The 25,217-nt window shown below is 68.8% G+C and carries 22 protein-coding genes; 8 read left to right on the top strand and 14 right to left on the bottom strand.

All coding sequences use genetic code 11. The features are described 5' to 3' along the window. Positions 1 to 127: 127 nt before the first annotated feature. From KXD96_RS13540 to yajC, 6 genes are all read right to left on the bottom strand, one after another. Positions 128 to 2,512, bottom strand: a complete 2,385-nt coding sequence (locus tag KXD96_RS13540; protein WP_260745025.1) for a bifunctional (p)ppGpp synthetase/guanosine-3',5'-bis(diphosphate) 3'-pyrophosphohydrolase — start codon at positions 2,510 to 2,512, stop codon at positions 128 to 130. 43 nt (positions 2,513 to 2,555) lie between these two features. Further along, complete coding sequence (locus KXD96_RS13535; RefSeq protein ID WP_260745024.1) at positions 2,556 to 3,113, bottom strand: adenine phosphoribosyltransferase; 558 nt, start codon at positions 3,111 to 3,113, stop codon at positions 2,556 to 2,558. Beyond that, positions 3,095 to 4,744 carry an ABC transporter substrate-binding protein gene (locus tag KXD96_RS13530; protein ID WP_260745023.1) on the bottom strand — a complete coding sequence of 550 codons (1,650 nt, stop codon included), beginning with the start codon at positions 4,742 to 4,744 and terminating at the stop codon, positions 3,095 to 3,097. The genes KXD96_RS13535 and KXD96_RS13530 overlap by 19 nt, the downstream gene beginning before the upstream one ends. 5 nt (positions 4,745 to 4,749) lie before the next feature. Next, positions 4,750 to 6,021, bottom strand: a complete 1,272-nt coding sequence (secF, locus tag KXD96_RS13525) for a protein translocase subunit SecF (RefSeq protein ID WP_260745022.1) — start codon at positions 6,019 to 6,021, stop codon at positions 4,750 to 4,752. A gap of 3 nt (positions 6,022 to 6,024) precedes the next feature. Beyond that, the gene (gene secD, locus KXD96_RS13520) at positions 6,025 to 7,806 is read right to left on the bottom strand and encodes a protein translocase subunit SecD (RefSeq protein WP_260745021.1); all 1,782 of its coding nucleotides are present in this window, start codon (positions 7,804 to 7,806) and stop codon (positions 6,025 to 6,027) included. Positions 7,807 to 7,918: 112 nt separating this feature from the next. After that, positions 7,919 to 8,260 (bottom strand): preprotein translocase subunit YajC, encoded by a 342-nt coding sequence (yajC, locus tag KXD96_RS13515; protein ID WP_260745020.1) that lies wholly within the window; start codon positions 8,258 to 8,260, stop codon positions 7,919 to 7,921. A gap of 209 nt (positions 8,261 to 8,469) precedes the next feature. On the opposite strand from yajC, the gene gabT reads away from it, so the two are divergent. Continuing rightward, on the top strand, positions 8,470 to 9,810 hold the full coding sequence (gene gabT / locus KXD96_RS13510; protein WP_260745019.1) for a 4-aminobutyrate--2-oxoglutarate transaminase: 1,341 nt from the start codon (positions 8,470 to 8,472) through the stop codon (positions 9,808 to 9,810). Positions 9,811 to 9,962: 152 nt separating this feature from the next. After that, positions 9,963 to 13,505 carry a carboxylic acid reductase gene (gene car, locus KXD96_RS13505; protein WP_260745018.1) on the top strand — a complete coding sequence of 1,181 codons (3,543 nt, stop codon included), beginning with the start codon at positions 9,963 to 9,965 and terminating at the stop codon, positions 13,503 to 13,505. A gap of 59 nt (positions 13,506 to 13,564) precedes the next feature. Here the strand turns inward: car and KXD96_RS13500 are convergent, their stop codons facing one another. The 6 genes from KXD96_RS13500 to ruvC form a co-directional block, all read right to left on the bottom strand. After that, positions 13,565 to 14,254, bottom strand: coding sequence for a hypothetical protein (locus KXD96_RS13500; RefSeq protein ID WP_260745017.1), 690 nt, complete (start codon positions 14,252 to 14,254; stop codon positions 13,565 to 13,567). A gap of 128 nt (positions 14,255 to 14,382) precedes the next feature. After that, on the bottom strand, positions 14,383 to 14,769 hold the full coding sequence (locus KXD96_RS13495; RefSeq protein ID WP_260745016.1) for a DUF1304 domain-containing protein: 387 nt from the start codon (positions 14,767 to 14,769) through the stop codon (positions 14,383 to 14,385). A gap of 129 nt (positions 14,770 to 14,898) precedes the next feature. Then, entirely contained in the window at positions 14,899 to 15,543 is a 645-nt protein-coding gene (locus tag KXD96_RS13490) for a hypothetical protein (protein ID WP_260745015.1), read from the bottom strand. A 211-nt stretch (positions 15,544 to 15,754) separates the two neighbouring features. Continuing rightward, positions 15,755 to 16,801 carry a Holliday junction branch migration DNA helicase RuvB gene (gene ruvB / locus KXD96_RS13485; RefSeq protein ID WP_260745014.1) on the bottom strand — a complete coding sequence of 349 codons (1,047 nt, stop codon included), beginning with the start codon at positions 16,799 to 16,801 and terminating at the stop codon, positions 15,755 to 15,757. Next, positions 16,798 to 17,385, bottom strand: a complete 588-nt coding sequence (gene ruvA, locus KXD96_RS13480; protein ID WP_260745013.1) for a Holliday junction branch migration protein RuvA — start codon at positions 17,383 to 17,385, stop codon at positions 16,798 to 16,800. The genes ruvB and ruvA overlap by 4 nt, the downstream gene beginning before the upstream one ends. Continuing rightward, a complete protein-coding gene (ruvC, locus tag KXD96_RS13475) occupies positions 17,382 to 17,936 on the bottom strand; it encodes a crossover junction endodeoxyribonuclease RuvC (RefSeq protein WP_260745012.1) in 555 nt (184 codons plus the stop codon). Before ruvC ends, ruvA begins: the two co-directional genes overlap by 4 nt. 181 nt (positions 17,937 to 18,117) lie before the next feature. Here ruvC and KXD96_RS13470 point away from each other — a divergent pair, with 181 nt between their 5' ends. Genes KXD96_RS13470 through KXD96_RS13460 form a run of 3 tightly spaced genes read left to right on the top strand, consistent with a single transcriptional unit; the run spans position 18,118 to position 19,670 of the window. After that, the gene (locus KXD96_RS13470; protein ID WP_260745011.1) at positions 18,118 to 18,729 is read left to right on the top strand and encodes a DUF4178 domain-containing protein; all 612 of its coding nucleotides are present in this window, start codon (positions 18,118 to 18,120) and stop codon (positions 18,727 to 18,729) included. Positions 18,730 to 18,738: 9 nt separating this feature from the next. Beyond that, positions 18,739 to 19,242, top strand: a complete 504-nt coding sequence (locus KXD96_RS13465; RefSeq protein WP_260745010.1) for a DUF2617 family protein — start codon at positions 18,739 to 18,741, stop codon at positions 19,240 to 19,242. Further along, on the top strand, positions 19,239 to 19,670 hold the full coding sequence (locus tag KXD96_RS13460) for a DUF4247 domain-containing protein (protein WP_260745009.1): 432 nt from the start codon (positions 19,239 to 19,241) through the stop codon (positions 19,668 to 19,670). Before KXD96_RS13465 ends, KXD96_RS13460 begins: the two co-directional genes overlap by 4 nt. A gap of 37 nt (positions 19,671 to 19,707) precedes the next feature. On the opposite strand, the gene KXD96_RS13455 is transcribed toward KXD96_RS13460, so the two are convergent. Beyond that, positions 19,708 to 20,913 carry an IS110 family transposase gene (locus tag KXD96_RS13455; RefSeq protein ID WP_396876743.1) on the bottom strand — a complete coding sequence of 402 codons (1,206 nt, stop codon included), beginning with the start codon at positions 20,911 to 20,913 and terminating at the stop codon, positions 19,708 to 19,710. Positions 20,914 to 21,147: 234 nt separating this feature from the next. On the opposite strand from KXD96_RS13455, the gene KXD96_RS13450 reads away from it, so the two are divergent. The 3 genes from KXD96_RS13450 to KXD96_RS13440 all read left to right on the top strand — a co-directional run bounded on the left by KXD96_RS13450 (position 21,148) and on the right by KXD96_RS13440 (position 24,307). Then, positions 21,148 to 21,603, top strand: a complete 456-nt coding sequence (locus KXD96_RS13450) for a DUF350 domain-containing protein (protein WP_260745008.1) — start codon at positions 21,148 to 21,150, stop codon at positions 21,601 to 21,603. Then, positions 21,600 to 23,183, top strand: a complete 1,584-nt coding sequence (locus tag KXD96_RS13445; RefSeq protein WP_260745007.1) for a polyamine aminopropyltransferase — start codon at positions 21,600 to 21,602, stop codon at positions 23,181 to 23,183. Before KXD96_RS13450 ends, KXD96_RS13445 begins: the two co-directional genes overlap by 4 nt. Before the next feature lie 116 nt (positions 23,184 to 23,299). Then, positions 23,300 to 24,307, top strand: coding sequence for an IS481 family transposase (locus KXD96_RS13440; protein ID WP_260740536.1), 1,008 nt, complete (start codon positions 23,300 to 23,302; stop codon positions 24,305 to 24,307). Here KXD96_RS13440 and KXD96_RS13435 read toward each other — a convergent pair. Continuing rightward, positions 24,304 to 25,059 carry a YebC/PmpR family DNA-binding transcriptional regulator gene (locus KXD96_RS13435; RefSeq protein ID WP_260745006.1) on the bottom strand — a complete coding sequence of 252 codons (756 nt, stop codon included), beginning with the start codon at positions 25,057 to 25,059 and terminating at the stop codon, positions 24,304 to 24,306. The two genes, KXD96_RS13440 and KXD96_RS13435, sit on opposite strands and share 4 nt — an antisense overlap. Positions 25,060 to 25,217 lie beyond the last annotated feature (158 nt).

Below are 25,217 nucleotides of genomic sequence, written 5' to 3'. Positions count from 1 at the left end.
ATCGCGCGACCCGCGGGCGGTCCACCGCTTGAGGTCGTCGCGTGGGGTCAGAGCCTTTCGGGCAATACCAATTGCTGGGCGTTCTGGTCCGCGTCGGAAAACAATGCGGCGACCGCCGTCGGGCCCGTCAAGCGGCCGACGTCACGCGGTAGACGTCGAAGACCCCCTCGACGTTGCGCACCACGTTGAGCAGATGCCCGAGGTGTTTGGGGTCGCCCATCTCGAAGGTGAACCGGCTGATCGCCACCCGGTCATTGGAGGTGGTGACCGACGCCGACAAGATGTTGACCTTCTCGTCGGCCAGCACGCGCGTGACGTCGGAGAGCAACCGGTGCCGGTCGAGCGCCTCGACCTGGATGGCCACCAGGAACACCGACGACGGCGACGGTGCCCAATGCACGTCGATGATGCGCTCGGACTGCTGCTGCAGCGACGCGGCATTGGTGCAGTCGGTGCGGTGCACGCTCACCCCCCCGCCGCGGGTGACGAACCCCATGATCTGGTCACCGGGCACCGGGGTGCAGCACTTGGCCAGCTTGGACAGCACGCCCGGGGCGCCGGGCACCGAGACCCCGACGTCGTCGCTGCTGCGCGGGCGCCGCAGCATGGTCGTCGGCGTCGACCGCTCGGCGAGATCCTCTTCGGCCTGGTCGATGCCGCCGAGTTCGGCGAGCAGGCGCTGCACGACGTGCCGCGCCGACACGTGGCCTTCGCCGATCGCGGTGTAGAGCGCGGACACGTCGGTGTAGTGCAGCTCGCGGGCCACCGCCGCCATGGACTCACCATTGACCAAGCGCTGCAACGGAAGTCCACCCCGGCGCACCTCGCGGGCCATCGCCTCCTTGCCCGCCTCCAGCGCCTCCTCGCGGCGCTCCTTGGCGAACCACTGCCGGATCTTCGCCTTGGCCCGCGGCGACACCACGAACTGCTGCCAGTCGCGTGACGGCCCGGCGTTGGGCGCCTTCGACGTGAAAACCTCCACGACTTCGCCGTTTTCCAGCTTGCGCTCCAGCGCCACCAGCCGCCCGTTGACCCGCGCGCCGATGCAGCGGTGGCCGACCTCGGTGTGCACGGCGTAGGCGAAGTCCACCGGCGTCGACCCGTTCGGCAAGGTGACCACATCACCCTTGGGGGTGAACACGAAGATCTCTTGCACCGCAAGGTCGTAGCGCAACGACTCCAGGAACTCGCCAGGGTCGGCGGCCTCCCGCTGCCAGTCGAGCAGCTGGCGCATCCAGGCCATGTCGTCGATCTCGGCGGCGGCGTGCGGATGCGGAAGGCCGTTGCGGCCCTTGGCCTCCTTGTAGCGCCAGTGCGCGGCGATGCCGTATTCGGCGGTGCGGTGCATGTCGCGGGTGCGGATCTGCACCTCCAGCGGCTTGCCCTCCGGACCGACGACCGTGGTGTGCAACGACTGGTAGACGCCGTACCTGGGCTGGGCGATGTAGTCCTTGAATCGCCCGGCCATCGGCTGCCACAACGAATGCACCACGCCGACAGCGGCATAGCACTCCCGGATCTCGTCGCACAGGATCCGGATGCCGACCAGGTCGTGGATGTCGTCGAAGTCTCGGCCCTTGACGATCATCTTCTGATAGATCGACCAATAGTGCTTGGGCCGGCCCTCCACCGTCGCCTTGATCTTCGACGCGCTCAGGGTGTTGACGATCTCGGCGCGGACCTTGGCCAGGTAGGTGTCCCGGGACGGAGCGCGGCCGGCGACCAGCCGGACGATCTCGTCGTACTTCTTCGGGTGCAGGATCGCGAAGGACAGGTCTTCCAGTTCCCACTTGACGCTGGCCATACCCAGCCGATGCGCAAGGGGCGCAATGACTTCCAGCGTTTCGCGGGCCTTGCGCGCCTGCTTCTCCGGCGGCAGGAAGCGCATGGTGCGCATGTTGTGCAGCCGGTCGGCGACCTTGATCACCAGCACCCGGGGGTCGCGGGCCATCGCGGTGATCATCTTGCGGATGGTCTCGCCTTCGGCGGCGGTGCCCAGCACCACCCGGTCCAGCTTGGTCACGCCGTCGACGAGGTGGCCCACCTCCTCGCCGAACTCCTCGCTCAGCGCCTCGAGCGTGTAGCCGGTGTCCTCGATGGTGTCGTGCAGCAGCGCGGCCACCAACGTGGTGGTGTCCATGCCCAGTTCGGCGAGGATGTTCGCGACGGCTAGGGGGTGGGTGATGTAGGGGTCACCGGAATGGCGCAACTGCGTGGCGTGCCGCTGGTCGGCGACCTCGAAGGCGCGCTGCAGCAACGACAGGTTCGCCTTCGGATAGATCTTCCGGTGCACCGCCACCAGCGGTTCGAGCACCGGGTTGAGCGCGGTGCGCTGGGAGGTCATCCGGCGGGCCAGCCTGGCCCGGACCCGACGCGACGCGCTGCTCGAGGTTTTCAGGGTCTCGGTCGGCGACTCGGCGGTCTGCGCCGTGACCGGCTCCCCGACCAGCAGGGCGTCAGCGACGTCAGTGGGCGCGTCAAGCGCCTGCGCCGCGCTCTTCTCGTCCGCCACGATGGTCACCTCCGACCTCGAGGATATCGCGCGGTCGGGCCGGCTAGACGCGACTGAGGCTGTGCACCGGCAAGTCCGCGACCGCCTGGCGGCCATCGAGCTCGGTCAGTTCGAGGATCACCGCCGCCGCGATCACGGTCGCGCCGGTGCGTTCCAGCAACCGGGCCGCCGCGGCCAGGGTCCCCCCGGTGGCCAGCACGTCGTCGATGATCACGACGTGGCGTCCGCGCAGGTCGATGCCGTCGGCGGGGATCTCCAGCGTGGCGCTGCCGTACTCCAGGTCGTAATGCTCAGCGTGCACCGGCGGCGGCAGCTTTCCGGCCTTGCGGATGGCCAGCACACCCGTGCGCAGCCGGTCGGCGACGGCCGCCGCCGCCAGGAACCCGCGGGAGTCGATCCCGGCCACCAGGTCGGCGCCGGACGCGATCTCGGCCAACGCGTCGGTGACCGCCGCCAATCCCCGCGGGTCGGCGAACAACGGCGTGAGGTCCTTGAACTGGACCCCCGGCTTGGGAAAGTCGGACACCTCGCGCAGCAGGGAGGCGATGACGTTCGCCACCGACGCGCTCCCCCCGACGCTCGTCACTGGACCAGGGCCCATCGGTCCATGTTCCAGCCGGCGCCCCAGCGGGTCGGGTTCTTGGTCACGGCATACATCTTCTTCGACATCAACAGCGTGCGCTGCTGCCGGTAGAGGGGCAACGTCGGCATGTCGGCCCACAGCACCGGCGCCGCCTCGCCCAGCAGCCGGACGCGCTCGGCGGGGTCGGCCGACACCGCTAGCGCGCCGATCGCGCTGTCGACCTGCGGGTTCGCGTAACCCGACAGGTTGTTGCCGTTGCCGCTGTGCAGTGCGTAGGCGTCCATCGCCGACGACCCCGTCGACCCGCTGCCCGTGGCCCCGCCGGTGCTGGCCAGCAGCACGTCGATCTTGTTGTCCCTGAGCGCCTGCGGCCCCGAGGTGTCCAGGGGGACGTTGGCGACGGTGATGCCGGCCGCGGCGCAGGATTTGGTGATCACCCCGACGTTGACCGCGAGCCGCGCGTTGGGCCCCCGGTAGCCGATCCGCACCGTCATCGGCGCACCGCCGAGCGCGTCGCGGGCGGCAGCCGGGTCCGCCTTGGAGAACTGGGTGGCCTCGGCGGCGCCGTCACCGGCGGTGGCGGGGTCGTCGGTGGCCGGGTTCAGGCGTGAATTGGCTATCGGCACCCCGGCGTCGTGCGCGAGCGTGTCGCGGGGCGTGCAGAGCGCGAGCGCGCGCCGGGTCTTGGGCTGCGAGAGCGGCCCCTGCGGCGCGAAGATGAGCTGCTCGATGCCGCCCGACGGCGAATCCGCGCGCTCGTAATTGTCCGGGGTCGTCAGCGTTCCCGACGAGCCGGCTGCCACGTCGACCACGTCGACGCTGCGGTTGTTCACCCGGTCCTGGATGTCGGGGCCCTGCGGCCAGACCGTGACGCGCTTGGTGACCGCCTTGGGGCCCCACCATCGGTCGTTGGCGACCAGCACCACCGCCCCGCCGTCCAGGACGCGTTCGATCTTGTACGGCCCCGATGACGGGAAGTGCCTGAGGTCCAGGCCTGGCTTGAGGTCCCAGATGGTGTTCCACAGCTTGGCGATCTGCTGCACGAGCTGGGCGTTGTTGCTCAGCAGCGCCGCGGTCACATCGATGTGGAGCTGGTCGGCGATCACGTGCGACGGCATCAGCGACGTGGCGGTGAACAGCTGGTTGTAGTCGACGACGCCGCGGTCTGGGATGAACGACACCCGGGCCTTCTTCTGCCCGGGCAGGCACTCGACATTGGCGATGTCGAGGTAACCGGCCTGGGTGCCCGCGTTGAAGTCGGGATACCGGCCGGACTGGGCCGCCCAGGCCAGCACCAGGTCGTCGCAGGTCACCGGCTTGCCGTCGGAATAGACGGCGTTGTCGGCGATCTGGTAGTCCAGCACCAGCGGCGAACCGCTCACCACCGACACGGTGCCGAAGTCACGGTCGGCGACGACCTGCCCGTCCGGGCCGTGATAGCTGAAGCCGGCGAGCGTGCGGGCGAACGCCTGCGCCCCGGCCGACGCGGCGCCCACGACGGTGTTGGTGTTGTAGGTGACCAGCGGCCCGTCGACCACATAGTCGACCTGGGAGGCGGTGCTGCCCGAGCACGCGGTCAGCGCGAAGGCCGCCGCCAGCGTTGCGGCCAACCCGATAGCGCCCCCCGCGAGGCGATACCTGCCGGCCATGCTGATTACCGCCGGCCGGCGTTTCGCTTGCCGCTCGGACGCCGGGTCCCGGTCGGGCGCACCGGGCGGGCACCCGGCGCCGGCTTGCTGGGTGCGGGCTTGTCGGACGGCGCGGGTGCGGTCGCGGCGGTCTCCGGCTCCGCAGATTCGTCCGCGGTGGGCGCGGTGGGCTTGGTCTCCTCGGCGGTCTCGGCGCCGCCGCTGCGGCGCCGGGTGACGCGGCGGGTGTGCGTGCGCACCAGCTCCGTGCGCTCGCGCAGCGTGACCAGCAGTGGGGTCGCGAAGAAGATCGACGAGTAGGTGCCGACCAGGATGCCGACCAGCTGCACCAGCGCCAGGTCCTTCAGCGTGCCGACGCCCAGCAGCCACACCGCCACGACCATCAGCGCCAGGACCGGCAACACCCCGATCAGGCTGGTGTTGATGGAGCGCATGAACGTCTGGTTGATCGCGAGGTTGGCCTGTTCGGCGAAGGTGCGCCGGGTGGTGTGCTGGAAACCGTGGGTGTTCTCCTCGACTTTGTCGAACACGATGACGGTGTCGTAAAGGGAGAACCCGAGGATCGTCAGCCAGCCGATGACCGTGGCCGGGGTGACCTCGAAGCCCACCAGCGAGTACACACCCGCCGTGACAGCGAGGTCGAAACACATCGTCGTCAGCGCCGAGATCGCCATGTAGCGCTCGTAGCGCACGGTGATGTACAGGCTGACCAGCGCCACGAACACCGCCAGCGCGATCAGCGCCTTGTCGGTGATCTGGCCGCCCCAGGTCGACGACACCGCCGAGTCGCTGATGGCCTCCTTGGCGGGCTTGCCGTCGGCGCCTTTGGGCTGGAACGCATCGAACAGGGCGTTGCGCAGCTTGGTGGTCTGGTCGTTGGTCAGCGTCTCCGAGCGGATCTGGACCGTCGCCGCCGCGCCGTTGCCTACGACGACCACCGATTCGGGGTCGCTGCCGAGGGTCTTTTTGAAGACGTCGGACACCGTGGCCACCGTCGCCGTGCCGCGCGGCATGGACACCGTCGTGCCGCCCTTGAAGTCGATCCCAAAGGTGAAGCCGCGCAACACGATGCTGACGATCGCGACCGCGACGATCGCGCCGCTGATGCCGTACCAGAGGCGGCGCCGACCGATCACCTCGAAGGCGCCGGTGCCGGTGTAGAGCCGCGAGAGAAAACCGTGCCGCGGCTGGCCGGCGCCGCCGTCGGTCAGTTGCTCGGTGTCGTCGGAGGCTTCGGTGATCTCGGTCGCGTCCTTGGATGCCTTGGAGGCACTCATGGGCTATCCCCGTCCCGTCTTCACTTGCGACGAAGCCCGGCGCTCGCGGGCGACCTGCTGAACGGCTCCCAGACCGTTGTATGCGGGTTTGGCCAACGTCGGTGACTTGGATGCAAGGTAGACCAACGGCCAGGTCACCAGGAACACCACCACGACATCGAGGATCGTGGTGAGGCCCAACGTGAAGGCGAACCCCTTCACCTGGCCGATGGCCAGGAAGTACAGCACGCCGGCGGCGAGGAAGGTGACGGCGTTGCCCGACACGATCGTCTTGCGGGCCCGCACCCAGCCTCGCGGCACCGCCGACCGGAACGAACGGCCTTCGCGGATTTCGTCTTTGATGCGTTCGAAGAACACCACGAACGAGTCGGCGGTGGTGCCGATGCCGATGATCAGACCCGCGATGCCCGCCAGGTCCAGGGTGTAGTTGATATAGCGTCCCAACAACACCAGGATCGCGAAAACCATTGCGCCGGAAGCGGCTAACGACAGTGCCGTGAGCAATCCCAGCACGCGGTAGTAGAGCAACGAATAGATCAGCACCAGCACCAGGCCGATCGCGCCGGCCAGCAGACCGGCCCGCAGCGAGGTCAATCCCAGTGTGGCCGAGACGGTTTGGGCCTCCGAAGACTCGAAGGACAGCGGCAGCGAGCCGTATTTCAGGACGTTGGCCAGCTGCTTGGCGGTCGCGGCGGTGAACGGTGGGTCGCCACCGGTGATCTGGGTCCGGCCGCCGGGGATGGCTTCCTGGATCATCGGGGCGCTGACCACCTGCGAGTCCAGCGTGAAGGCGGTCTGGGTGCCGATGTGGGCGGCGGTGAAGTCCGCCCAGGTGCTGGCGGCCGCGGGCTTGAATTGCAGGTCCACGACGTAACCGATGCCGCGCTGGTTCATGCCCGACGTGGCGTCCTGGATCTGGTCGCCGCTGATGATCGACGGCGCCAGCAGGTAGGCCACCTTGTGGTCGGTCGAGCAGGTCACCAGGGGCAGATTCGGGTCGTCGTTGCCGGCGAGGATGTCCTCTTTGTCGCAGCGGGTCGCCTGGAACTGCAGCGCGAGGAATTGGACGCCCTGGCGGGTGCTCTGACGCCACTTCTTCTCGTCGGCGATGCGGTCGGCGAGCTCCTTGCGCGGATCGGCGGGCGCCGGCTGCTCAACCGGGGGCACGTCCGCCGGTGGCGGGTTGCCCGCGGGCGCCGGAGGCGGCGCGGGGCTGGGCGGTGGCGGTGGCGGGTCCTGCGGATACGGCCGCGGTTGGGCCGGCGGTCGGCCGGCGGGCGGCGCGGGCTGGGCCGGTGCGGGCTGGCCGGGCGGCGGCGCCTGGCCCGGGGGCGGCGCCTGGCCCGGGGGCGGCGCCTGGCCCGGCGGGGGGGCCTGGGGGGCGGGCTTGGGCTGGAGCTCCTGCGCCGGCATCGAGTTGAGCACCGGGCGGATGTACAGCCGGGCGGTCTGTCCCAGGTTGCGGGCCTCGTTGCCGTCGTTTCCGGGCACGGTGATGACGAGGTTGTCGCCGTCGACCACGACCTCCGAACCGGAGACGCCCAACCCGTTGACCCGCGCGCTGATGATCTGCTGTGCCTGCGCCAGCGCATCGCGGCTCGGACGTGAGCCGTCCGGGGTGCGCGCGGTCAGCGTGACGCGGGTGCCGCCCTGAAGGTCGATACCGAGCTTGGGGGCGGCCCGCTTGTCCCCGGTCAGAAAGACCAGCAGATAGACCCCGACGAGCAGCAACAGGAAAACCGACAGGTAGCGGGCAGGGTGCACCGGCGCCGAAGACGATGCCACGTTCCTTATATCTCCTCGAGAATCGGTTTCGTACCCCGGACAGAGCCTACGTGCCCGTCACCCGCCCCTCACGCAAGCGGTCCGCCGCCGCGGCGGTGCGCCGGGTTTGCCGTCAGGAATCCTTGGTCACCCGGCCCTCGTCGGATTCTGCCAAGTCGTCGGTGTCGTCACCGTCGGCGAGGTCTTCGTCGTCGTCGGGCAGGATCCGGTCGCGGATGGCCAGCTTCATCCATCTGGTCACCACCCCGGGTGCGATCTCGAGGTCGACCGCGTCTTCCGTGATCTCGACCACCGTGGCCTCGAGACCCGACGTGGTGTGCACGCGGTCGCCCGGCTGCAGCGACTCGTGCAGGTCGATGGTGGCCTGCATGGCGCGCTTCTGGCGCCGCGACGCGAAGTACATGAACCCGCCCATGATCAGCAGGAAGGGCAGGAACAGGATCAAACTTTCCATGAAACGGGCCTGTCTTTTCAGTAGTGGCATTCGGTGCATTTGTTGTCGGCGGGTGCCGGACGACCCGCGGGTCGCGCACCTCGTACCGGCCAGTGTGCCAGTGCCGCAGGTCGCGGCCGAGCGCCGCCGTGCACCGCAGGCCCGTCGGCGCGGAGCCGGATAGGCTTTGGTGGCGGCGTGGCAGGCGCGCCGCGGGGAGGAGGACCAGAGTGGCCGGCCTCGAGCAGACACGCCAGCTGATCACCGAAATCCCCGGTCCCGCTTCGCTGGAACTGACCAAACGCCGCACCGCGGCGGTGTCGCACGGGGTGAACGTCTCGTTGCCGGTGTTCGTGGCGCGCGCCTTCGGCGGCATCATCGAGGACGTCGACGGCAACCGGCTCATCGACCTGGCTTCCGGCATCGCGGTGACCACCATCGGCAATTCCTCGCCCCGGGTGGTGGAGGCGGTGCGCGCCCAGGTCGCCGAGTTCACCCACACCTGCTTCATGGTCGTGCCGTACGAGCAGTACATCGCCGTCGCCGAAGAGCTCAACCGGATCACGCCGGGCTCCTTCGAGAAACGCTCGGTGTTGTTCAACTCCGGCGCCGAGGCGGTCGAGAACGCCGTCAAGGTCGCCCGCTCCTACACCCGCAAGCCCGCCGTCGTGGCGTTCAACCACGCCTATCACGGCCGCACCAACCTGGCCATGGCGCTGACCGCCAAGTCCAAGCCCTACAAGAGCGGCTTCGGCCCGTTCGCGCCGGAGGTCTACCGGGCGCCGATGTCCTACCCGTACCGGGACGGCCTGCTCGACAAGGAGCTGGCCACCGACGGGGAGAAGGCCGCCGCCCGGGCGATCGACGTGATCGAGAGCCAGGTCGGGGCCGACAGCCTCGCCGCGGTCATCATCGAACCGATCGCCGGCGAAGGCGGATTCATCGTGCCCGCGGAGGGATTCCTGCCCGCCCTGCTCGACTGGTGCCGCACGAACGAGGTGGTGTTCATCGCCGACGAGGTGCAGAGCGGGTTCGCCCGCACCGGCGCCATGTTCGCCTGCGAACACGAGGGCATCGAGCCCGACCTGATCTGCACCGCCAAAGGCATCGCCGACGGGCTGCCGCTGTCGGCGGTCACCGGCCGCGCGCAGATCATGGACGCACCGCATGTCGGCGGTTTGGGCGGCACATTCGGCGGCAACCCAATCGCTTGTGCGGCGGCACTGGCCACCATCACCACGATCGAAAGTGACGGCCTGATCGAGCGGGCCCGGCAACTGGAACGGCTGATCACCGAACCGTTGTTGCGCCTGCAGGCCGGTGATGACCGGATCGGCGATGTGCGCGGGCGCGGCGCCATGATCGCGATCGAGCTGGTGAAACCCGGCACCGCCGAGCCCGACGCGGAATTGACTCGGAAGCTGTCCACCGCAGCCCACGCGGCCGGCGTGGTCGTGTTGACCTGCGGCATGTTCGGCAACATCATCCGGCTCCTGCCACCGCTGACCATCAGCGACGAGCTGCTGAGGGACGGGCTCGAAATTCTGGGTCAGCTGCTGGGCGAACTGTAAGACCTGGCGACTCGCCCGGACCGAGTGGGCAATGTCACAACGTCCGCCCCGGCGGGGCCGTGGTGGAATACCGTTACTTTAGCTAACGTTCTAATCGTCAGCCGCATCGGCGCCAAACTGACTCACTATCTTCCATTGCAAGGGAATTGTTTATGTCGACCAATCACGACGAGCGGCTCGAGCGCCGCATCGAGGACCTGACCGCAAACGACCCCCAATTCGCCGCCGCCCGCCCCGACCCGTCGGTCGAAGCGGCCCTCGAAGAGCCCGGGCTGCGACTTCCCCAGGTGATCCGCGCCGTACTCGAGGGGTATGCGGACCGCCCGGCGCTGGCGCAGCGCGTGCTGGAGTTCGTCGAGGACCCGGCGACCGGGCGCACGAGGCTCGAGCTGCTCCCCCGCTTCGAGACCATCACCTACCGTCAGCTGGGCGACCGCGTCGGGGCGCTGGGCCGCGCCTGGGCCAGCGACGACGTGCACGTCGGTGACCGGGTCTGCGTGCTGGGCTTCAACAGCGTCGACTACGCCACCATCGACATGGCGCTGGCCACCATCAGCGCGGTGTCGGTCCCGCTGCAGACCAGCGCGTCACCGACGTCGCTCCGGCCCATCGTGACCGAGACCGAGCCCACCGTCATCGCGGCGAGCGTGAACCAGCTGCCCGACGCCGTGGAGCTGATCCTGAGCGGCCACCGGCCCGCCAAGCTGGTGGTGTTCGACTACCACCCCGAGGTGGACGACAAGCGCGAGGCCGTGGAGACCGCCCGCGCGCGGCTGGCGGAAACCGGCGTGGTGGTGGAGACGCTGGCCGAGGTGCTCGACCGCGGCAAGGCGTTGCCGGACGCGCCGCTCCCGGCCAGCGAGGAGTCCGACCCGCTGGCACTGCTGATCTACACCTCCGGCAGCACGGGCGCACCCAAGGGCGCGATGTACCCGCAGAGCAACGTCGCCAAGATCTGGCGCCGCGGCAGCCGGAATTGGTTCGGGGAGAGCGCCGCGTCGATCACCCTCAACTTCATGCCGATGAGCCACGTCATGGGCCGCGGCATCCTCTACGGCACCCTGGGCAACGGCGGCACCGCCTACTTCGCCGCCAAGAGCGACCTCTCCACGCTGCTGGAGGACCTCGAGCTGGTGCGGCCCACCGAGCTGAACTTCGTGCCACGCATCTGGGAGACCCTGTTCGGTGAATTCCAGCGCCGGGTCGAGCGCCGACTGTCCGAGGGCGCCGCGGGTCCGGAGTCCCGCGCGGCCATCGAGGCGCAGGTCCTGGCCGAGCAGCGCCAGTACCTGCTGGGCGGGCGGTTCATCTTCGCCATGACGGGATCGGCCCCCACCTCCCCGGACTTGCGCGCCTGGGTCGAGTCCCTGCTCGAGATGCACCTGATGGACGGCTACGGCTCGACCGAGGCGGGGATGGTGTTGTTCGACGGCGAGATTCAGCGGCCGCCGGTCATCGACTACAAGCTGGTCGACGTGCCGGATCTGGGCTACTTCAGCACCGACCGGCCCTACCCGCGCGGTGAGCTGTTGCTGCGGACCGAGAACATGTTCCCCGGCTACTACAAGCGGGCCGAGACCACCGCCAACGTCTTCGACGAGGACGGCTACTACCGGACCGGCGACGTGTTCGCCGAGGTGGCTCCCGACAAGCTGGTGTACGTCGACCGCCGCAACAACGTGCTGAAGCTGGCGCAGGGCGAGTTCGTGACGCTGGCGAAGCTGGAGGCCGAGTTCGGCAACAGCCCGCTGGTGCGCCAGATCTACGTCTACGGCAACAGCTCGCAGCCCTACCTGCTGGCCGTCGTAGTGCCGACCCAGGCGGCGCTGGCCACGGGTGACCCGGAGACGCTCAAGCCGCAAATCGCCGACTCGTTGCAGAACGTCGCGCGTCAGGTCGGCCTGCAGTCCTACGAGGTGCCGCGCGACTTCATCATCGAGACCACACCGTTCAGCCTGGAGAACGGTCTGCTGACCGGGATCCGCAAGCTGGCGTGGCCGAAGCTGAAGCAGCACTACGGGGAGCGGCTCGAGCAGCTCTACGCCGAGCTCGCCGAGGGGCAGGCCAACGAACTGGCCGAATTGCGCCGCAACGGCGCGAGCGCCCCGGTGCTGCAGACCGTGAGCCGGGCCGCCGCGGCCATGCTGGGCACGGCGAGCACCGAGTTGACACCCGACGCGCACTTCACCGATCTCGGCGGGGATTCGTTGTCGGCGTTGACCTTTGGGAACCTGCTGCGCGAGATCTTCGACATCGACGTCCCGGTGGGGGTCATCGTCAGCCCGGCCAGCGACCTGCAGGCCATCGCCAACTACATCGAGGGCGAGCGCCAGGGCACCAAGCGGCCGACCTTCGCCGCCGTGCACGGCCGCGACGCGGCGACGGTGCACGCCGCCGACCTGACGCTCGACAAGTTCCTCGAGGCCGAGACACTGACCGCGGCACCGAACCTACCGAGGCCAACCACCGAGGTGCGGACGGTGTTGCTGACCGGCGCGACCGGCTTCCTCGGTCGCTACCTGGCGTTGGAATGGCTCGAGCGCATGGACATGGTGGACGGCAAGGTGATCGCCCTGGTGCGGGCCAAGTCCGACGACGAGGCGCGCGCCCGGCTGGACCACACCTTCGGCGTCGGCTCTGCCCAAGGCGACCCGAAGCTGGTGGCGCACTACCGGGAACTGGCCGCCGACCACCTGGAGGTCATCGCCGGCGACAAGGGCGAGGCCAATCTCGGCCTGGACCAGGCGACCTGGCAGCGGCTGGCCGACACGGTCGACCTCATCGTCGACCCAGCCGCCCTGGTCAACCACGTGCTGCCGTACAGCGAGCTGTTCGGTCCGAACGCCGTGGGCACCGCCGAACTGATCCGGATCGCGCTCACCGCCAAGCTGAAGCCGTACACCTACGTGTCGACGATCGGCGTCGGTGACCAGATCAAGCCGGGCCAGTTCGTCGAGGACGCCGACATCCGGCGGATCAGCGCTACCCGCGAGATCAACGACGGCTACGCCAACGGCTACGGCAACAGCAAGTGGGCCGGCGAGGTGCTGCTCCGCGAGGCGCACGACCTGTGTGGCCTGCCCGTCGCGGTGTTCCGGTGCGACATGATCCTGGCCGACACCACCTACGCCGGACAGCTCAACCTGCCGGACATGTTCACCCGCCTGATGCTGAGCCTGGTCGCCACCGGTGTCGCGCCCGGTTCGTTCTACGAGCTCGACGCCGGCGGCAACCGCCAACGCGCGCACTACGACGGCCTGCCGGTCGAGTTCGTCGCCGCGGCGATCTCCACGCTGGGGACGCAGGTGCTGGACAACGTCTCGAGTGGCGATGGGTTCCAGACGTATCACGTGATGAACCCGTACGACGACGGCATCGGGCTCGACGAGTACGTCGACTGGCTGATCGACGCGGGCTACGGCATCCAGCGCATCGCCGACTATGGCGACTGGCTGCGGCGGTTCGACCAGACGATGCGGGGCCTGCCGGAGCGGCAACGCCAGTACTCGCTGCTGCCGCTGCTGCACAACTACCAGAAGCCTTCAGCGCCCATCAACGGATCGATGGCACCGACCGACCGCTTCCGCGCCGCGGTCCAGGAGGCGAAAATCGGCCCCGACAAAGACATTCCGCATGTCTCGGCGCCGATCATCGTCAAGTACATCACCGACCTGCAGCTGCTCGGACTGCTGTAAGGCAACAAAGCGATCGCCCAGCCCCGTCGGGGCTGGGCGATCGCTTTGTTGAAAACGAGTTACTGCTGAGGGTGTGGCCAGCGCAGGTACGCGGCGTTGGCACCCGCGGCCGAGCCCGACCGTTGGCGACGCCACCCCCGCTTGGGCTCCGGGCCGGCAGCCGTCCGCGGCTTGGTCACCGCGCCCGAGGAAACCTCGACCGGCTCGTACGTCGATTCCCGGTACGGTTCGACGGCCGGCTCCGCCGTGGCCGCCGGCGCCAAGGGCTGCACGTCACGCGCCAGGCGCACGGCCGTCCGCGCAAGCACCACGCCGCCCACGAAGATGATCAGCGCGCCGAGTCCGGAGAAGTAGGTGACCTCCAGCACCGCACGCTTGCGTTCGGTGGCTGCGACCGGGTCACCCGGGGAGCCGATCCGCAGCAGCGGCGCGAATTGACCACCGACGACGAACCAGGCGCCGGCCAGGACCGCCAGCCAACCGCCCAGCATCGCCGCCACGCGGTTTCCGGCGACGATCAACAAGAGACCGCCCAGCACGGTCGCGGCTCCAGGCAAGACCTCGAGCCACCCTCGGGCCGAGCTCCACGCCCACTCCCGATCGGGTGTGTAGGCGAAATTGAAGCGCGGTCCGACAAACGGTATTAACGCCCCCCAAGCTCCCAGAATGACCAGGAACAGTCCGCTGACCGCGCCACGCGAACGCGGCATGCTCAGCCCGCGGGGTTGGCCGTCTTCTGCGTATTTCATGACATCCCCTCGTTAAATACCGGGCCTATTTCCGGCCCGGGATGGGTACCCGGCGGTTTCCACTCGTAACCCATGGGGCGGGGCGAAAGCCACCGCCCGGGTGACTGTTGGGGTTGATGAGGCTCTTGTTACTGCCGAAGCCCCAGCAGCAACAGCACGATCGCGATCGCCGGAAAGGCGCCCTGCGTCAGCGCGGGCGGCGCCTTCTCCGGCGCGGACAACAGCAGGACGACCGCGGCCGCGGCCATGGACCCGACGCCGGCGAAAATCAGCGCCGCGCCAACGGCGTTGTGCCGCAAGACAATCGCGGCAATGCCCACGCCGCTGACAACGGCCAGAAACAAGTTGTAGAAGCCTTGGTTGAAGGCCAGCAGCCGGGTGGTCTCGGCCTCCTCGGCGGTGGTGCCGAACGTCGCGCGGGTGCGCGGCGAGGTCCAGGTCAACGATTCCATCACGAAGATGTAGACGTGCAGCAAAGCCGCCAGTCCGGCGAAGACCAACCCGGCTGTGACCATCGCTTTTCCTCCGGCGTTCGCATGTCGCGGCGCGGTTGAACTCTACCGACCCGCGACAGCCCCGGCCGGGCGCGAAACGGCGCCGGCAGCCTTGGCTGCCGGCGCTCTTTCGCCTTACTGGATACGGCCCTAAGCGCCGGCGTGGTGGTGCCGGTGGAACAGGCCGCCCCCGGCGCGTCGACCGAAGACCCCGCGACCGCGGGGCCCGGCCGCCACTCGGTCCGTTTGCGCCGCGGTGCCCCGCGTCTCGTCGTGCATGGCGTCGGCAGCCACCGGCGCCGGTTGCGTCACCACGACGTCTCGCGCATGCCGAACCGCCAGGCGCGCCACGGCAGCCCCGCCCAGGAACACGATCAGGGCACCCAGACCGGTGAAATAGGTGACCTCGAGCAGGGCTCGTTTCAGGTCCGTCGCCGCCACCGGTTGGCCAACGTCCCCGATGCCCAGGGTCGCCGCGAGCGCGCGACCGACCACGAACCAGCCACCGCCAAACACCGCCAGCCAGCCGCCGAGCACGGCGCTGGCGCGATTGCCGGACAAGAGCACCAGCAGGCCACCCACCGCCGCGGCGGCCCCGGGGAGCACCTCCAGCCATCCTTTGGTCGTGGTCCACGTCCAGGCCGGGTCGGCCATGTACGCCCAATCGATGTTGGGTCCAAAGAACGGCACCAGCGCGCCCCATGCACCCAAGAGAATCAGGAGTAGCCCGGTTAGCGCGCCGCGGCTACGTGGCATGTACAGCGCCCGAGGGCGTCCGTCGTCGTAAGTCCTCATCAGAATCTCCTTCACCAGGTATTACTGCTCGCCTGGTTACCCGAGGATGCCGCCGCATAACCGGTCGCGCCCGCGCAGTTAGTTAGCTGTGAAGATCACCCATTGGCCGTGAGATCGCCGGCGCCGGTCGCTTGTCGCATGGTGGCGACCCGTCCCCCAGCTCCGCGGGGGGTACCCCCAGCGCCCGGCTTCGCCGCGCTCGCGATCGTCGCTAGTCGAACAGGCCGGGCTGGCCCAGGCCCGTGACGCCGGCCGGCGGGCTCATGCCCAGGTGCGTCCACGCCTGTGCGGTGGCGACCCGGCCGCGCGGCGTCCGCGCGACCATCCCGGCCCGCACGAGAAACGGTTCGCACACCTCCTCCACGGTGGCGGCCTCCTCGCCCACGGCCACCGCCAGCGTGGAAACCCCCACCGGGCCGCCGCCGAAGCTGCGGGTCAGCGCCGACAGCACCGCCCGGTCCAGCCGGTCCAGGCCGAGTTCGTCCACGTCGTACACCGCCAGCGCGGACTTGGCGACGTCGCGGGTGATCACCCCGTCGGCGCGCACCTCCGCGAAGTCCCGGACCCGGCGCAGCAGCCGGTTGGCGATGCGCGGCGTCCCGCGCGAGCGCCGGGCGATCTCCTCGGCCGCCTCGGCGCCCAGCTCAATGCCCAGGATGCCGGCGGAGCGCGCCAGCACCCGCTCCAGCTCCGCGGGCTCGTAGAAGTCCATGTGTGCGGTGAAACCGAACCGGTCGCGCAGCGGGCCGGTCAGCGCGCCGGACCGGGTGGTGGCGCCGACCAGGGTGAACGGCGCCACCTCCAGCGGTATCGATGTGGCGCCGGGGCCTTTGCCGACCACCACGTCGACCCGGAAGTCCTCCATCGCCAGGTAGAGCATTTCCTCGGCGGGCCGGGCGATGCGGTGGATCTCGTCGATGAACAGCACGTCGTGCTCGACCAGGTTGGACAGCATGGCGGCCAGGTCGCCGGCGCGTTCCAGCGCGGGACCGGACGTCACCCGCAACGACGACCCGAGCTCGGCGGCGATGATCATGGCCAGCGACGTCTTGCCCAGTCCGGGTGGGCCCGACAGCAGGATGTGATCCGGTGTGCCGCCGCGGTTTTTGGCCCCCTCGATCACCAGCTGGAGCTGTTCGCGCACCCGCGGCTGGCCGATGAACTCCCGCAGCGAACGCGGCCGCAGGCTGACGTCGATGTCGCCCTCCCCGATGGCCAGCGCCGGAGAGAGCTCGCGGTCGGAGTAGTCGTCGGTCATTTGGACTTACCCAGCAGCGACAGGGCGGCGCGCAGCGCGCCCGACGTTGTCGCGTCGTGTTCGGTGGCCAGCACCTTGTCGGTGGCCTCCTCGGCCTGCTTGACGGCGAAACCCAGCCCGACCAGGGCCTCCACCACGGGACCGCGCACTGCGTTGCCGTTGAGCACCGGGGCGCCTGGCGCGACGGCGCCCACTTTGTCCCGCAGCTCGAGCACCATCCGTTCGGCGCCGCGTTTGCCGATCCCGGGGACCCGGGTCAGCGCGGCGACGTCGCCGTCGTGCAACACCTGCCGCAGCGCTCCGGCGTCGTAAACCGCCAGCGTCGCCATCGCCAGCCGGGGCCCCACCCCCGACACCGTCAGCAGCGTCAGGAACAGATCCCGGGTGTCGGAGTCGCCGAACCCGTACAGCGTCATCGAGTCCTCGCGCACCACCATCGCAGTGATCAGCCGGGCCTCGGTCCCGGTGCGCAGCGTCGCGAGCGTCGACGGCGTCGCGTTCACCCGGTAGCCGACTCCGGCGGCCTCGATCACGGCGTGATCGAGCGCCACATGGAGCACCTCCCCGCGCACCGAGGCGATCATCGCGCGGCCTTCAGCTTGGCCAGGTAGGCGTGCCGCTGTTGCGCGGACAGCGCCTCGGCCGCGGCCATCCGGGCCATCATCGGCGCCCTCCAGCAATGGCAGACCGCCAACGCCAGCGCGTCCGCGGCGTCGGCCGGTGTCGGTTTGGCTTGCAGGGCAAGGATTTTGGTGATCATCGCGGTGACCTGGGCCTTGTCCGCGGCGCCGTTTCCGGTCACCGCGGCCTTGACCTCGCTCGGGGTGTGGAAGTGCACGTCGATGCCGCGCCGGGCCGCCGCCAGCGCGACCACCCCGCCGGCCTGTGCGGTGCCCATCACCGTCGTCACGTTCAGTTGGGAGAACACCCGCTCGATGGCCACGACGTCCGGTTGGTGGGTGGCCAGCCAATGCTCGACGGCGTCGCTGATTGCCAGCAGCCTCTTGGCCAACGGCGCATTCGACGGGGTGCGCACCACGTCGACGTCCAGCGCGACCACGTTTCGCCCGCGCCCACTTTCCACGACCGACAGTCCGCATCGGGTCAGTCCGGGGTCGACGCCCATCACGCGCATTGCCCGCTCCCACCTGTAGAACAGCTGTTCGATACCCTAGCGGCCGGGACCGACGGCTCCGCGGAGGACACGCGGCGGCGCCGCCAATTCCCGCGTCGGGACGTTACAGCGCCGAACCCCCGGAAAAGCTGTTAGCTTTAGCCGACGTTCGCTCAAGCAATGTGGCAACGGAAGGGTACGCGTGGGATCACTGCTGGTCATTATCGCGATCGTGCTGTTCACCGCGTCCATCGTCGTGCTCATCATCGCTTTGCGACGCCCCAAGCAACCGGGCCCGCCACGCGGCCGCCAGGACCCCTTGTCGTTCAACGCGATGCCGGAATTCGGCCCCCGGCAACTGGGCCCCGGCGCCATCGTCAGCTACGGCGGTGTGGACTACGTGGTCCGCGGATCGGTGACGTACCGCGAGGGCCCGTTCGTGTGGTGGGAACACCTGCTGGAGGGCGGCGAACAGCCGATCTGGTTCAGCGTCGAGGAGGACGACGGACGCCTCGAGCTGGCGATGTGGGTCAGCCGCAAGGACCTCGCGCTGCAGCCGGGCGATCAGTACGTCGTCGACGGGGTGACGTTCCGCGAGTCCGAACGCGGTCGCGCCTCGTTCACCACCGAGGGCACCACCGGCCTGCCGGCGGGCGGCGAGATGGAGTTCATCGACTGCGCCAACTCCGATGAGTCCGCGCTGCTCTCGTTCGAGCGCTGGGCTCCGAACATGCCGTGGGAGGTCTCGACCGGCAAACCGGTGCTGGCCGGCGAGCTGACCGTGTATCCGGCGCCCCCGCCCTCCTCCGCGTAGGAACGCGCAGTGCCGCTTCATCAGCTCGCCGTAGCTCCTTCGGACGTGTCCGGGCTGAAGCTCGGACTCGCGCTCAACGCGCCCGCACCGCCACCGCTGGCGACCTGCCGTCTGCGCCACCCCGGCGGTGGCGCGCTGCTGCTCGGGGTCCTCGGCGCTTCGCACGTCGTGACGGTCGAGCATGCCGCGGGCCGGTTCTCCGAGGAAGTCTCCTGCACGGCACGCGGGCTGGGCGTCGACCTGCCGGAGCGGACCTCCGCGCCCGGCTATTCCCTGGAATCCCGCGCCGACACGTACGACGAGCGCACCTTCCGCCGCATGGCGCGCGACCTTCGTGACCGCTGCGCGCGCGAAAAGGGTTGGCTGGGTGGCTCTTTCCCCGGTGATGACGCCGCGCTGACCGCGTTGGCCGCCGAACCCGACGGCGCGGGTTGGCGTTGGCGGACCTGGCACCTGTATCCGGCCGGCTCCGGCGGAATGGTCATCCACACGACGAGTCGGTGGCATCCGTGAGCCGCAACCGCCTGTTCGTGATCGCCGGTGCGCTGGCGGTCGCCGCCGTCGCGTGCCTGGTGCCCGGAATCATCTTGCTGCAGAAGAACATTGGTTCGTATATCGCCGGCCACTACCACGAGTACTCGCACGATGTGAACGGGACGCGCTACCAGTGCAGCGGATCGCCCAACGACGTGGCGGACACGCTCGCCGAGTATCAGGCCCCCGAGGCGCGTGCCGCCAACGGCAATAGCGAGTATCTGCGCTACAGCAACAACATCGTGATCGTCGGTCCGGACGGCGACTATCCGTGCAGCATTCGGGTCGAACCGCTGAGCGCCGGATACAACCACGGCGCCTTCATCTTCCTCGGGCCCGGCTTCAACCCGGGATCCCCGTCGGGCGGCGCCGGAGGGACGCCCGGCGGCCCCGGCGGAACCAAATGACGGCTCACCACCACAAAGGAGATTCTCAATGACGTTGTCAAGCCGCCGCAGTAGTGGTTGCGGGTTGGTAGACGGCGTGGTCGCGCAGCATGGCCCACAGGACGTTGAGTCGGCGACGGGCCAGGGCCAAGACGGCTTGGGTGTGGCGTTTCCCTTCGGCGCGTTTGCGGTCGTAGTAGGTGCGCGAGGCGGGATCGGTGCGGATGCTGACCAGAGCGGACAGGTAGCAGGCGCGCAGCAGGCGCCGGTCGTAGCGGCGGGGGCGTTTGAGGTTGCCGCTGATGCGGCCCGAATCTCGCGGTACTGGGGCCAGACCCGAGACGCCGGCGAGGCGGTCGACGGAGGGGAAGGCGCTCATGTCGCCGCCGGTGGCGGCGAGGAACTCGGCGCCGAGGATGACGCCGAAGCCGGGCATGCTCAGGATGATTTCGGCGTGGCGGTGGCGGCGAAATCGGTCCTCGATCATCGCGTCGGTGTCGCCGATTTCGGTGTCGAGGGCCATCACCTCCTTAGCCAAGCGGGCGACCACGCCCGCGGCAAGCTGTTGTCCGGGCACGATGGTGTGTTGGGCGTTGGCTGCCTCGATGGCGGCGGTTGCGACCGCATCGGCGTTGCGGGCCTTGCGTTTATGCAAAAAGGCTGCCACCCGGGCGGCACCGGCCCGGCGCAGCCCGTCGGGGGTTTGATAGCCGGTGAGCAGGATCAGCGCGGCCTTGCTTTTGCTGTAGTCAAAGCCACGTTCCAGGGCCGGGAAGTATTCCAGCAGCTGGGCGCGCAGCCGATTGATCGCGCGGGTGCGATCGGCCACCAGATCGGCGCGCCGACTGGTCAGGATGCGCAGTTCGACGGCGATGTCGTCGCCGGGGCGCAACGGTTGCAGGTCGCGGCGCATCCGGGCCTGATCGGCAATCACCGCAGCGTCTTTGGCGTCGGTCTTGCCGTCGCCGCGGTAGCCACCCGAGGCGTGGTGAACAGTGCGGCCGGGAATGTAGAGCAGCCGCTGCTGGGCAGCGATCAGCAGCGTGATCAGCAATGCAGCGCCGCCGGCGTTGAGGTCAATCGCCCAAGTGACTTCTCCGCCATCAGCCAGCGCCGCGACCATGTCGATCAACTCCAGCAGCGCGGCCTCGTCATTAGCGACGCGCCGCGACAGCAACGACTTGCCCTCAGCGTCGATGACCACGCCGTAATGGTCCGCTTTCCCGGCGTCCACACCAGCCCACACAGGTTGTGCCACAACCACCTCCGTTCCCGTCTCGGTTTCTATCAACCCAGCAGACGACCACGCCGGCGTGTCCTTACACAGCGATCACATCGCATCTCTCAATTAGCGGTCGAGTCGTCGCGGGACCCCGGGCGGCCAATCTCCTTCGGCCATCGAAGACAGCAAAACCATGAAAGCCATACCCGACGTCCCCGGGCAGTTGAAAGCCTACGGCCGAGGGCAACAACCACCCTCCAAGAAAGGTAAGGAACCATGTACCTCGCCGTCGAGATCGGCACCGTCGACCTCAATCCCGTCCTCAAAGGCGCAGTCGCGACGATCCTGTACTTCCTGGTCGGCATGGCCGTACTCCTCATCGGGTTCTACGCCGTCGACGTGTTGACCCCGGGCAATCTGCGCCGGCTGGTGTTCATCGACCGCCGCCCCAACGCCGTCATCGTCGCGGGCGCGATGTACATCGCCCTGACCGTGGTCATCATCACCGCCATCGCGAACAGCTATAGCCAGCTGGGCCAGGGGCTGGTCGGCGTGGCGGTGTACGGCCTGATGGGCGTGATCCTGCTCGGGGTAGCGCTGCTCACAATGCACCTGCTGATCCCGGGTAGTTTCCACGAGCACATCGACGAGCCGGAGCTGCACCCGGGATCCTTCGCGGTGGCGCTGATATTGCTCGCGGTGGGAGGCGTCACGGCCGCTGCGGTGTCATGACTTCGGTTGGTGCGCCGGCGTCGGAGATAAGCCGGCCCGAGCCGTCGGTGCGCTGGCGGGCCGTGCTGCTGGCCGCCGTCGCGGCGTGCGCGGCGTCCGGGATCATCTACGAACTCGCGCTGCTGACGCTGGCGGCGAGCCTGAATGGCGGCGGCATCGTCGCCACGTCACTGATCGTCGCCGGCTACATCGCGGCGCTGGGGGTGGGCGCCCTCGTCGTCAAGCCGCTGCTGGCGCACGCGGCCATCGCGTTCGTGGCGGTGGAGGTGCTGCTGAGCGTCGTCGGCGGCTTGTCCGCCGCGGCGCTGTACACGGTGTTCGCCTTCATCGACGACGAGTCGATGTGGATGCTGGCGTTGGGCACCGCCCTGATCGGTGGGCTGGTCGGCGCCGAGGTGCCGCTGTTGATGACGATGCTGCAACGCGGCCGCAGCGCCGGTGCCGCCGACACGGGCCGGACGCTGGCCAACCTCAACGCCGCCGACTACCTCGGCGCGCTGCTGGGCGGCCTGGTGTGGCCGTTCCTGCTGCTGCCGCAGCTGGGCATGATCCGGGGCGCGGCGGCCACCGGAATCGTCAACCTGCTCGCCGCGGTCGTCGTGGCGATCTTCGTGCTGCGCCGGATCGTCTCGACCCGGCAACTGCTGACGGCGCTGTGCGCGCTCGCCGCGGCGCTCGCGCTGCTGGCTACGCTGCTGGCCCGCTCGGCCGACATCGAGACGACGAGCAGGCAACGGCTCTACGCCGACCCGATCATCGCCTACCAGCACTCGGCCTACCAAGAGATCGTGGTCACCCGGCGCGGCAACGACATGCGGCTCTACCTGGACGGCGGCCTGCAGTTTTCCACCCGGGACGAGTACCGCTACACCGAAAGCCTGGTCTACCCCGCGCTTGGGGCCAACCCACGATCGGTCCTCGTCCTCGGGGGCGGCGACGGGTTGGCGGCCCGCGAACTGCTGCGTCAGCCGGGCATCACGAAGATCGTGCAGGTGGAGCTCGACCCCGCGGTGATCCAGCTCGCCCGCACCACCATGCGCGGGGCTAACGGCGGTTCGCTGGACAGCCCGCGCGTCGAGGTGGTGATCGACGACGCGATGCGCTGGTTGCGCTCGCCGCACCCGGACGTCGTCCCGCCCGCGGGATTCGACGCGGTCATCGTCGACCTTCCCGACCCCGACACCCCCGTCCTTGGCCGGCTCTATTCGACCGAGTTCTACGCGCTGGCCGGGCACGCGCTGGCGGCCGGCGGGCTGATGGTCGTGCAGGCGGGCAGCCCGTTCTCGACGCAGACGGCGTTCTGGCGCACCGCCTCCTCAATCCGCGCGGCCGGCTACGCCGTGACGCCGTACCACGTGTACGTGCCGACGTTCGGCGACTGGGGTTTCGCCCTGGCGCGCCGCGGGGGCAGCGCACCCGCACCCACCGTGCCGCCCAACGCGCCCCCACTGCGCTTCCTCAACCAGCGCGTCCTCGACGCCGCCACGGTGTTTCCGGACGACACCCGCCCGCGTCCGCTGGACCCGTCGACCCTGGACAACCCGCGCATCGTCGAGGACATGCGGCACGGTTACGACTAGTTGTGATGTCCAGGGACGTTGTCCTGTTTGGTATCGGTGAGCCTGTGTGACAGGTGAAGGCCTCCCGTTGTGAAGTGGAGCTGTCTAGGAACCGCTTCACAAACCAGGAGGCCTTCGTGTCCCACGCTAATGCTGCTTTGACCCCGCGTGCTCGGTTGAGGCTCGCTGAGCTGATCGTCGAGGGTGGCTGGACCTACGCCGAGGCCGCCAAGATGTTCATGGTCGCACCGCGAACTGCCAAGAAGTGGGCCGACCGCTTCCGCGCCGAAGGTGCGCTCGGGATGATTGACCGCAGCTCCCGGCCGCGGATCAGCCCCACCCGCACTGCGCCTGAGCTCGTGCGACAGATAGTCGGCGTGCGGTGGCGTCACCGGCTCGGGCCCGTGCAGATCGCCGGACGCTTGGGCATGCCGGCATCGACTGTGCACGCAGTGCTGACCCGTTGTCGGATCAACCGCCTGTCGGCCATCGATCGCGCTACCGGTGAGCCACTGCGCCGCTACGAGCACGCTCATCCCGGCGCGCTGATTCACGTCGATGTCACCAAGTTCGGCAACATTCCCGACGGCGGCGGCCACAAGTTCGTGAGCCGACAACAAAGTAAGCACAACGCGATACAGACGGCCCACCGCACCGGTAATCGCGGCGACTCCGCCAAGAATTGGCGTCCCAGGATCGGAACGGCATTCGTACACACCGTCATTGACGACCACTCCCGCATGGCCTACGCCGAGATTTGCACCAATGAGAAAGCTGCCACCGCGATCGGCGTGCTGCAGCGCGCGGTGGCCTGGTTCGCCGAGCGCGGCGTGACCGTTGAACGAGTGCTGTCCGACAACGGGTCTGCCTACAGGTCCAGCGCATGGCGCGACGCTTGCGCCGAACTGCGCATCACCCCTAAGCGGACCCGTCCCTACCGACCTCAGACCAACGGCAAGATTGAGCGATTCCACCGCACCCTCGCCGACGGCTGGGCCTACGCCCAGCTCTACGAGTCAACCGAACAGCGCGACACCGCACTGCCCGGCTGGCTGCATTTCTACAATCATCACCGAGCCCACTCCGCCATCGGAGGCCAGCCACCCGTGACACGACTGACCAACCTCCCTGGACATCACAACTAGTCCTCGTCGAGAGCGGCCAGCACCTCGTCGGACAGGTCGACGTTGGTCCAGACGTTCTGCACGTCGTCGCTGTCCTCCAGGGCGTCGACGAGCTTGAACACCTTCCGGGCGCCCTCGACGTCCACCGGCACGCTGACCGATGGCTGGAAGCTGGCCTCGGCGGACTCGTAGTCGATGCCGGCGTCCTGCAGGGCGGTCCGCACGGCGACCAGATCGGTCGGCTCCGAGATGATTTCGAAACTCTCACCCAGGTCGTTGACGTCCTCGGCGCCGGCGTCGAGAACCGCCGTCAGCACGTCGTCTTCAGTGAGCCCGTTCTTGTCCAGCGTGACGACGCCCTTGCGGGTGAACAGATACGACACCGAGCCCGGATCGGCCATCGTGCCGCCGTTGCGGGTCACCGCCACCCGGACCTCGCCGGCCGCGCGGTTGCGGTTGTCGGTCAGGCACTCGATCAGCACCGCCACGCCGTTGGGCCCGTAGCCCTCGTACATGATCGTCTGGTAGTCGGCGCCGCCGGCTTCCTCGCCGGCGCCGCGCTTCCTGGCACGCTCGATGTTGTCGTTGGGCACCGAGGTCTTCTTCGCCTTCTGGATGGCGTCGTACAGCGTCGGGTTGCCGGCCGGGTCCCCGCCGCCGGTGCGCGCGGCGACTTCGATGTTCTTGATCAGCCGGGCGAACTCCTTGCCTCGGCGCGCGTCCTTGACGGCCTTCTGGTGCTTGGTGGTGGCCCACTTGGAATGGCCGCTCATCGGTGTTTCTTACCTCTTCTGTCTTCGAAACTTCGCCAGACGAGTCTACGTGCACGGCCGGCGCCGCCCGACCGTCCACTCCCCTTGCGGCTCAGCCGCCCCAACCGCCACGGGGACCGAGGGATGTGCGCCGTCGCAAACGTGCTATCGCCGGCGCT

The sequence above is a fragment of the Mycobacterium sp. SMC-2 genome, from assembly GCF_025263485.1.
Taxonomy (GTDB): Bacteria; Actinomycetota; Actinomycetes; order Mycobacteriales; family Mycobacteriaceae; genus Mycobacterium.
The sequence above is the reverse complement of the archived record's forward strand: the minus strand, read 5'-3'. Positions and strand labels throughout refer to the sequence as shown.

What these genes read in the sequence shown, in the direction of transcription:
- ruvC (WP_260745012.1), bottom strand. Translation starts at nt 17,936, where the DNA reads ATGCGCGTGATGGGCGTCGACCCCGGACTGACCCGATGCGGACTGTCG.
- KXD96_RS13490 (WP_260745015.1), bottom strand. Translation starts at nt 15,543, where the DNA reads ATGAGGACTTACGACGACGGACGCCCTCGGGCGCTGTACATGCCACGT.
- ruvA (WP_260745013.1), bottom strand. Translation starts at nt 17,385, where the DNA reads ATGATCGCCTCGGTGCGCGGGGAGGTGCTCCATGTGGCGCTCGATCAC.
- car (WP_260745018.1), top strand. Translation starts at nt 9,963, where the DNA reads ATGTCGACCAATCACGACGAGCGGCTCGAGCGCCGCATCGAGGACCTG.
- KXD96_RS13535 (WP_260745024.1), bottom strand. Translation starts at nt 3,113, where the DNA reads ATGGGCCCTGGTCCAGTGACGAGCGTCGGGGGGAGCGCGTCGGTGGCG.
- KXD96_RS13530 (WP_260745023.1), bottom strand. Translation starts at nt 4,744, where the DNA reads ATGGCCGGCAGGTATCGCCTCGCGGGGGGCGCTATCGGGTTGGCCGCA.
- KXD96_RS13445 (WP_260745007.1), top strand. Translation starts at nt 21,600, where the DNA reads ATGACTTCGGTTGGTGCGCCGGCGTCGGAGATAAGCCGGCCCGAGCCG.
- secF (WP_260745022.1), bottom strand. Translation starts at nt 6,021, where the DNA reads ATGAGTGCCTCCAAGGCATCCAAGGACGCGACCGAGATCACCGAAGCC.
- yajC (WP_260745020.1), bottom strand. Translation starts at nt 8,260, where the DNA reads ATGGAAAGTTTGATCCTGTTCCTGCCCTTCCTGCTGATCATGGGCGGG.
- KXD96_RS13500 (WP_260745017.1), bottom strand. Translation starts at nt 14,254, where the DNA reads ATGAAATACGCAGAAGACGGCCAACCCCGCGGGCTGAGCATGCCGCGT.
- ruvB (WP_260745014.1), bottom strand. Translation starts at nt 16,801, where the DNA reads ATGACCGACGACTACTCCGACCGCGAGCTCTCTCCGGCGCTGGCCATC.
- KXD96_RS13435 (WP_260745006.1), bottom strand. Translation starts at nt 25,059, where the DNA reads ATGAGCGGCCATTCCAAGTGGGCCACCACCAAGCACCAGAAGGCCGTC.
- KXD96_RS13495 (WP_260745016.1), bottom strand. Translation starts at nt 14,769, where the DNA reads ATGGTCACAGCCGGGTTGGTCTTCGCCGGACTGGCGGCTTTGCTGCAC.
- KXD96_RS13450 (WP_260745008.1), top strand. Translation starts at nt 21,148, where the DNA reads ATGTACCTCGCCGTCGAGATCGGCACCGTCGACCTCAATCCCGTCCTC.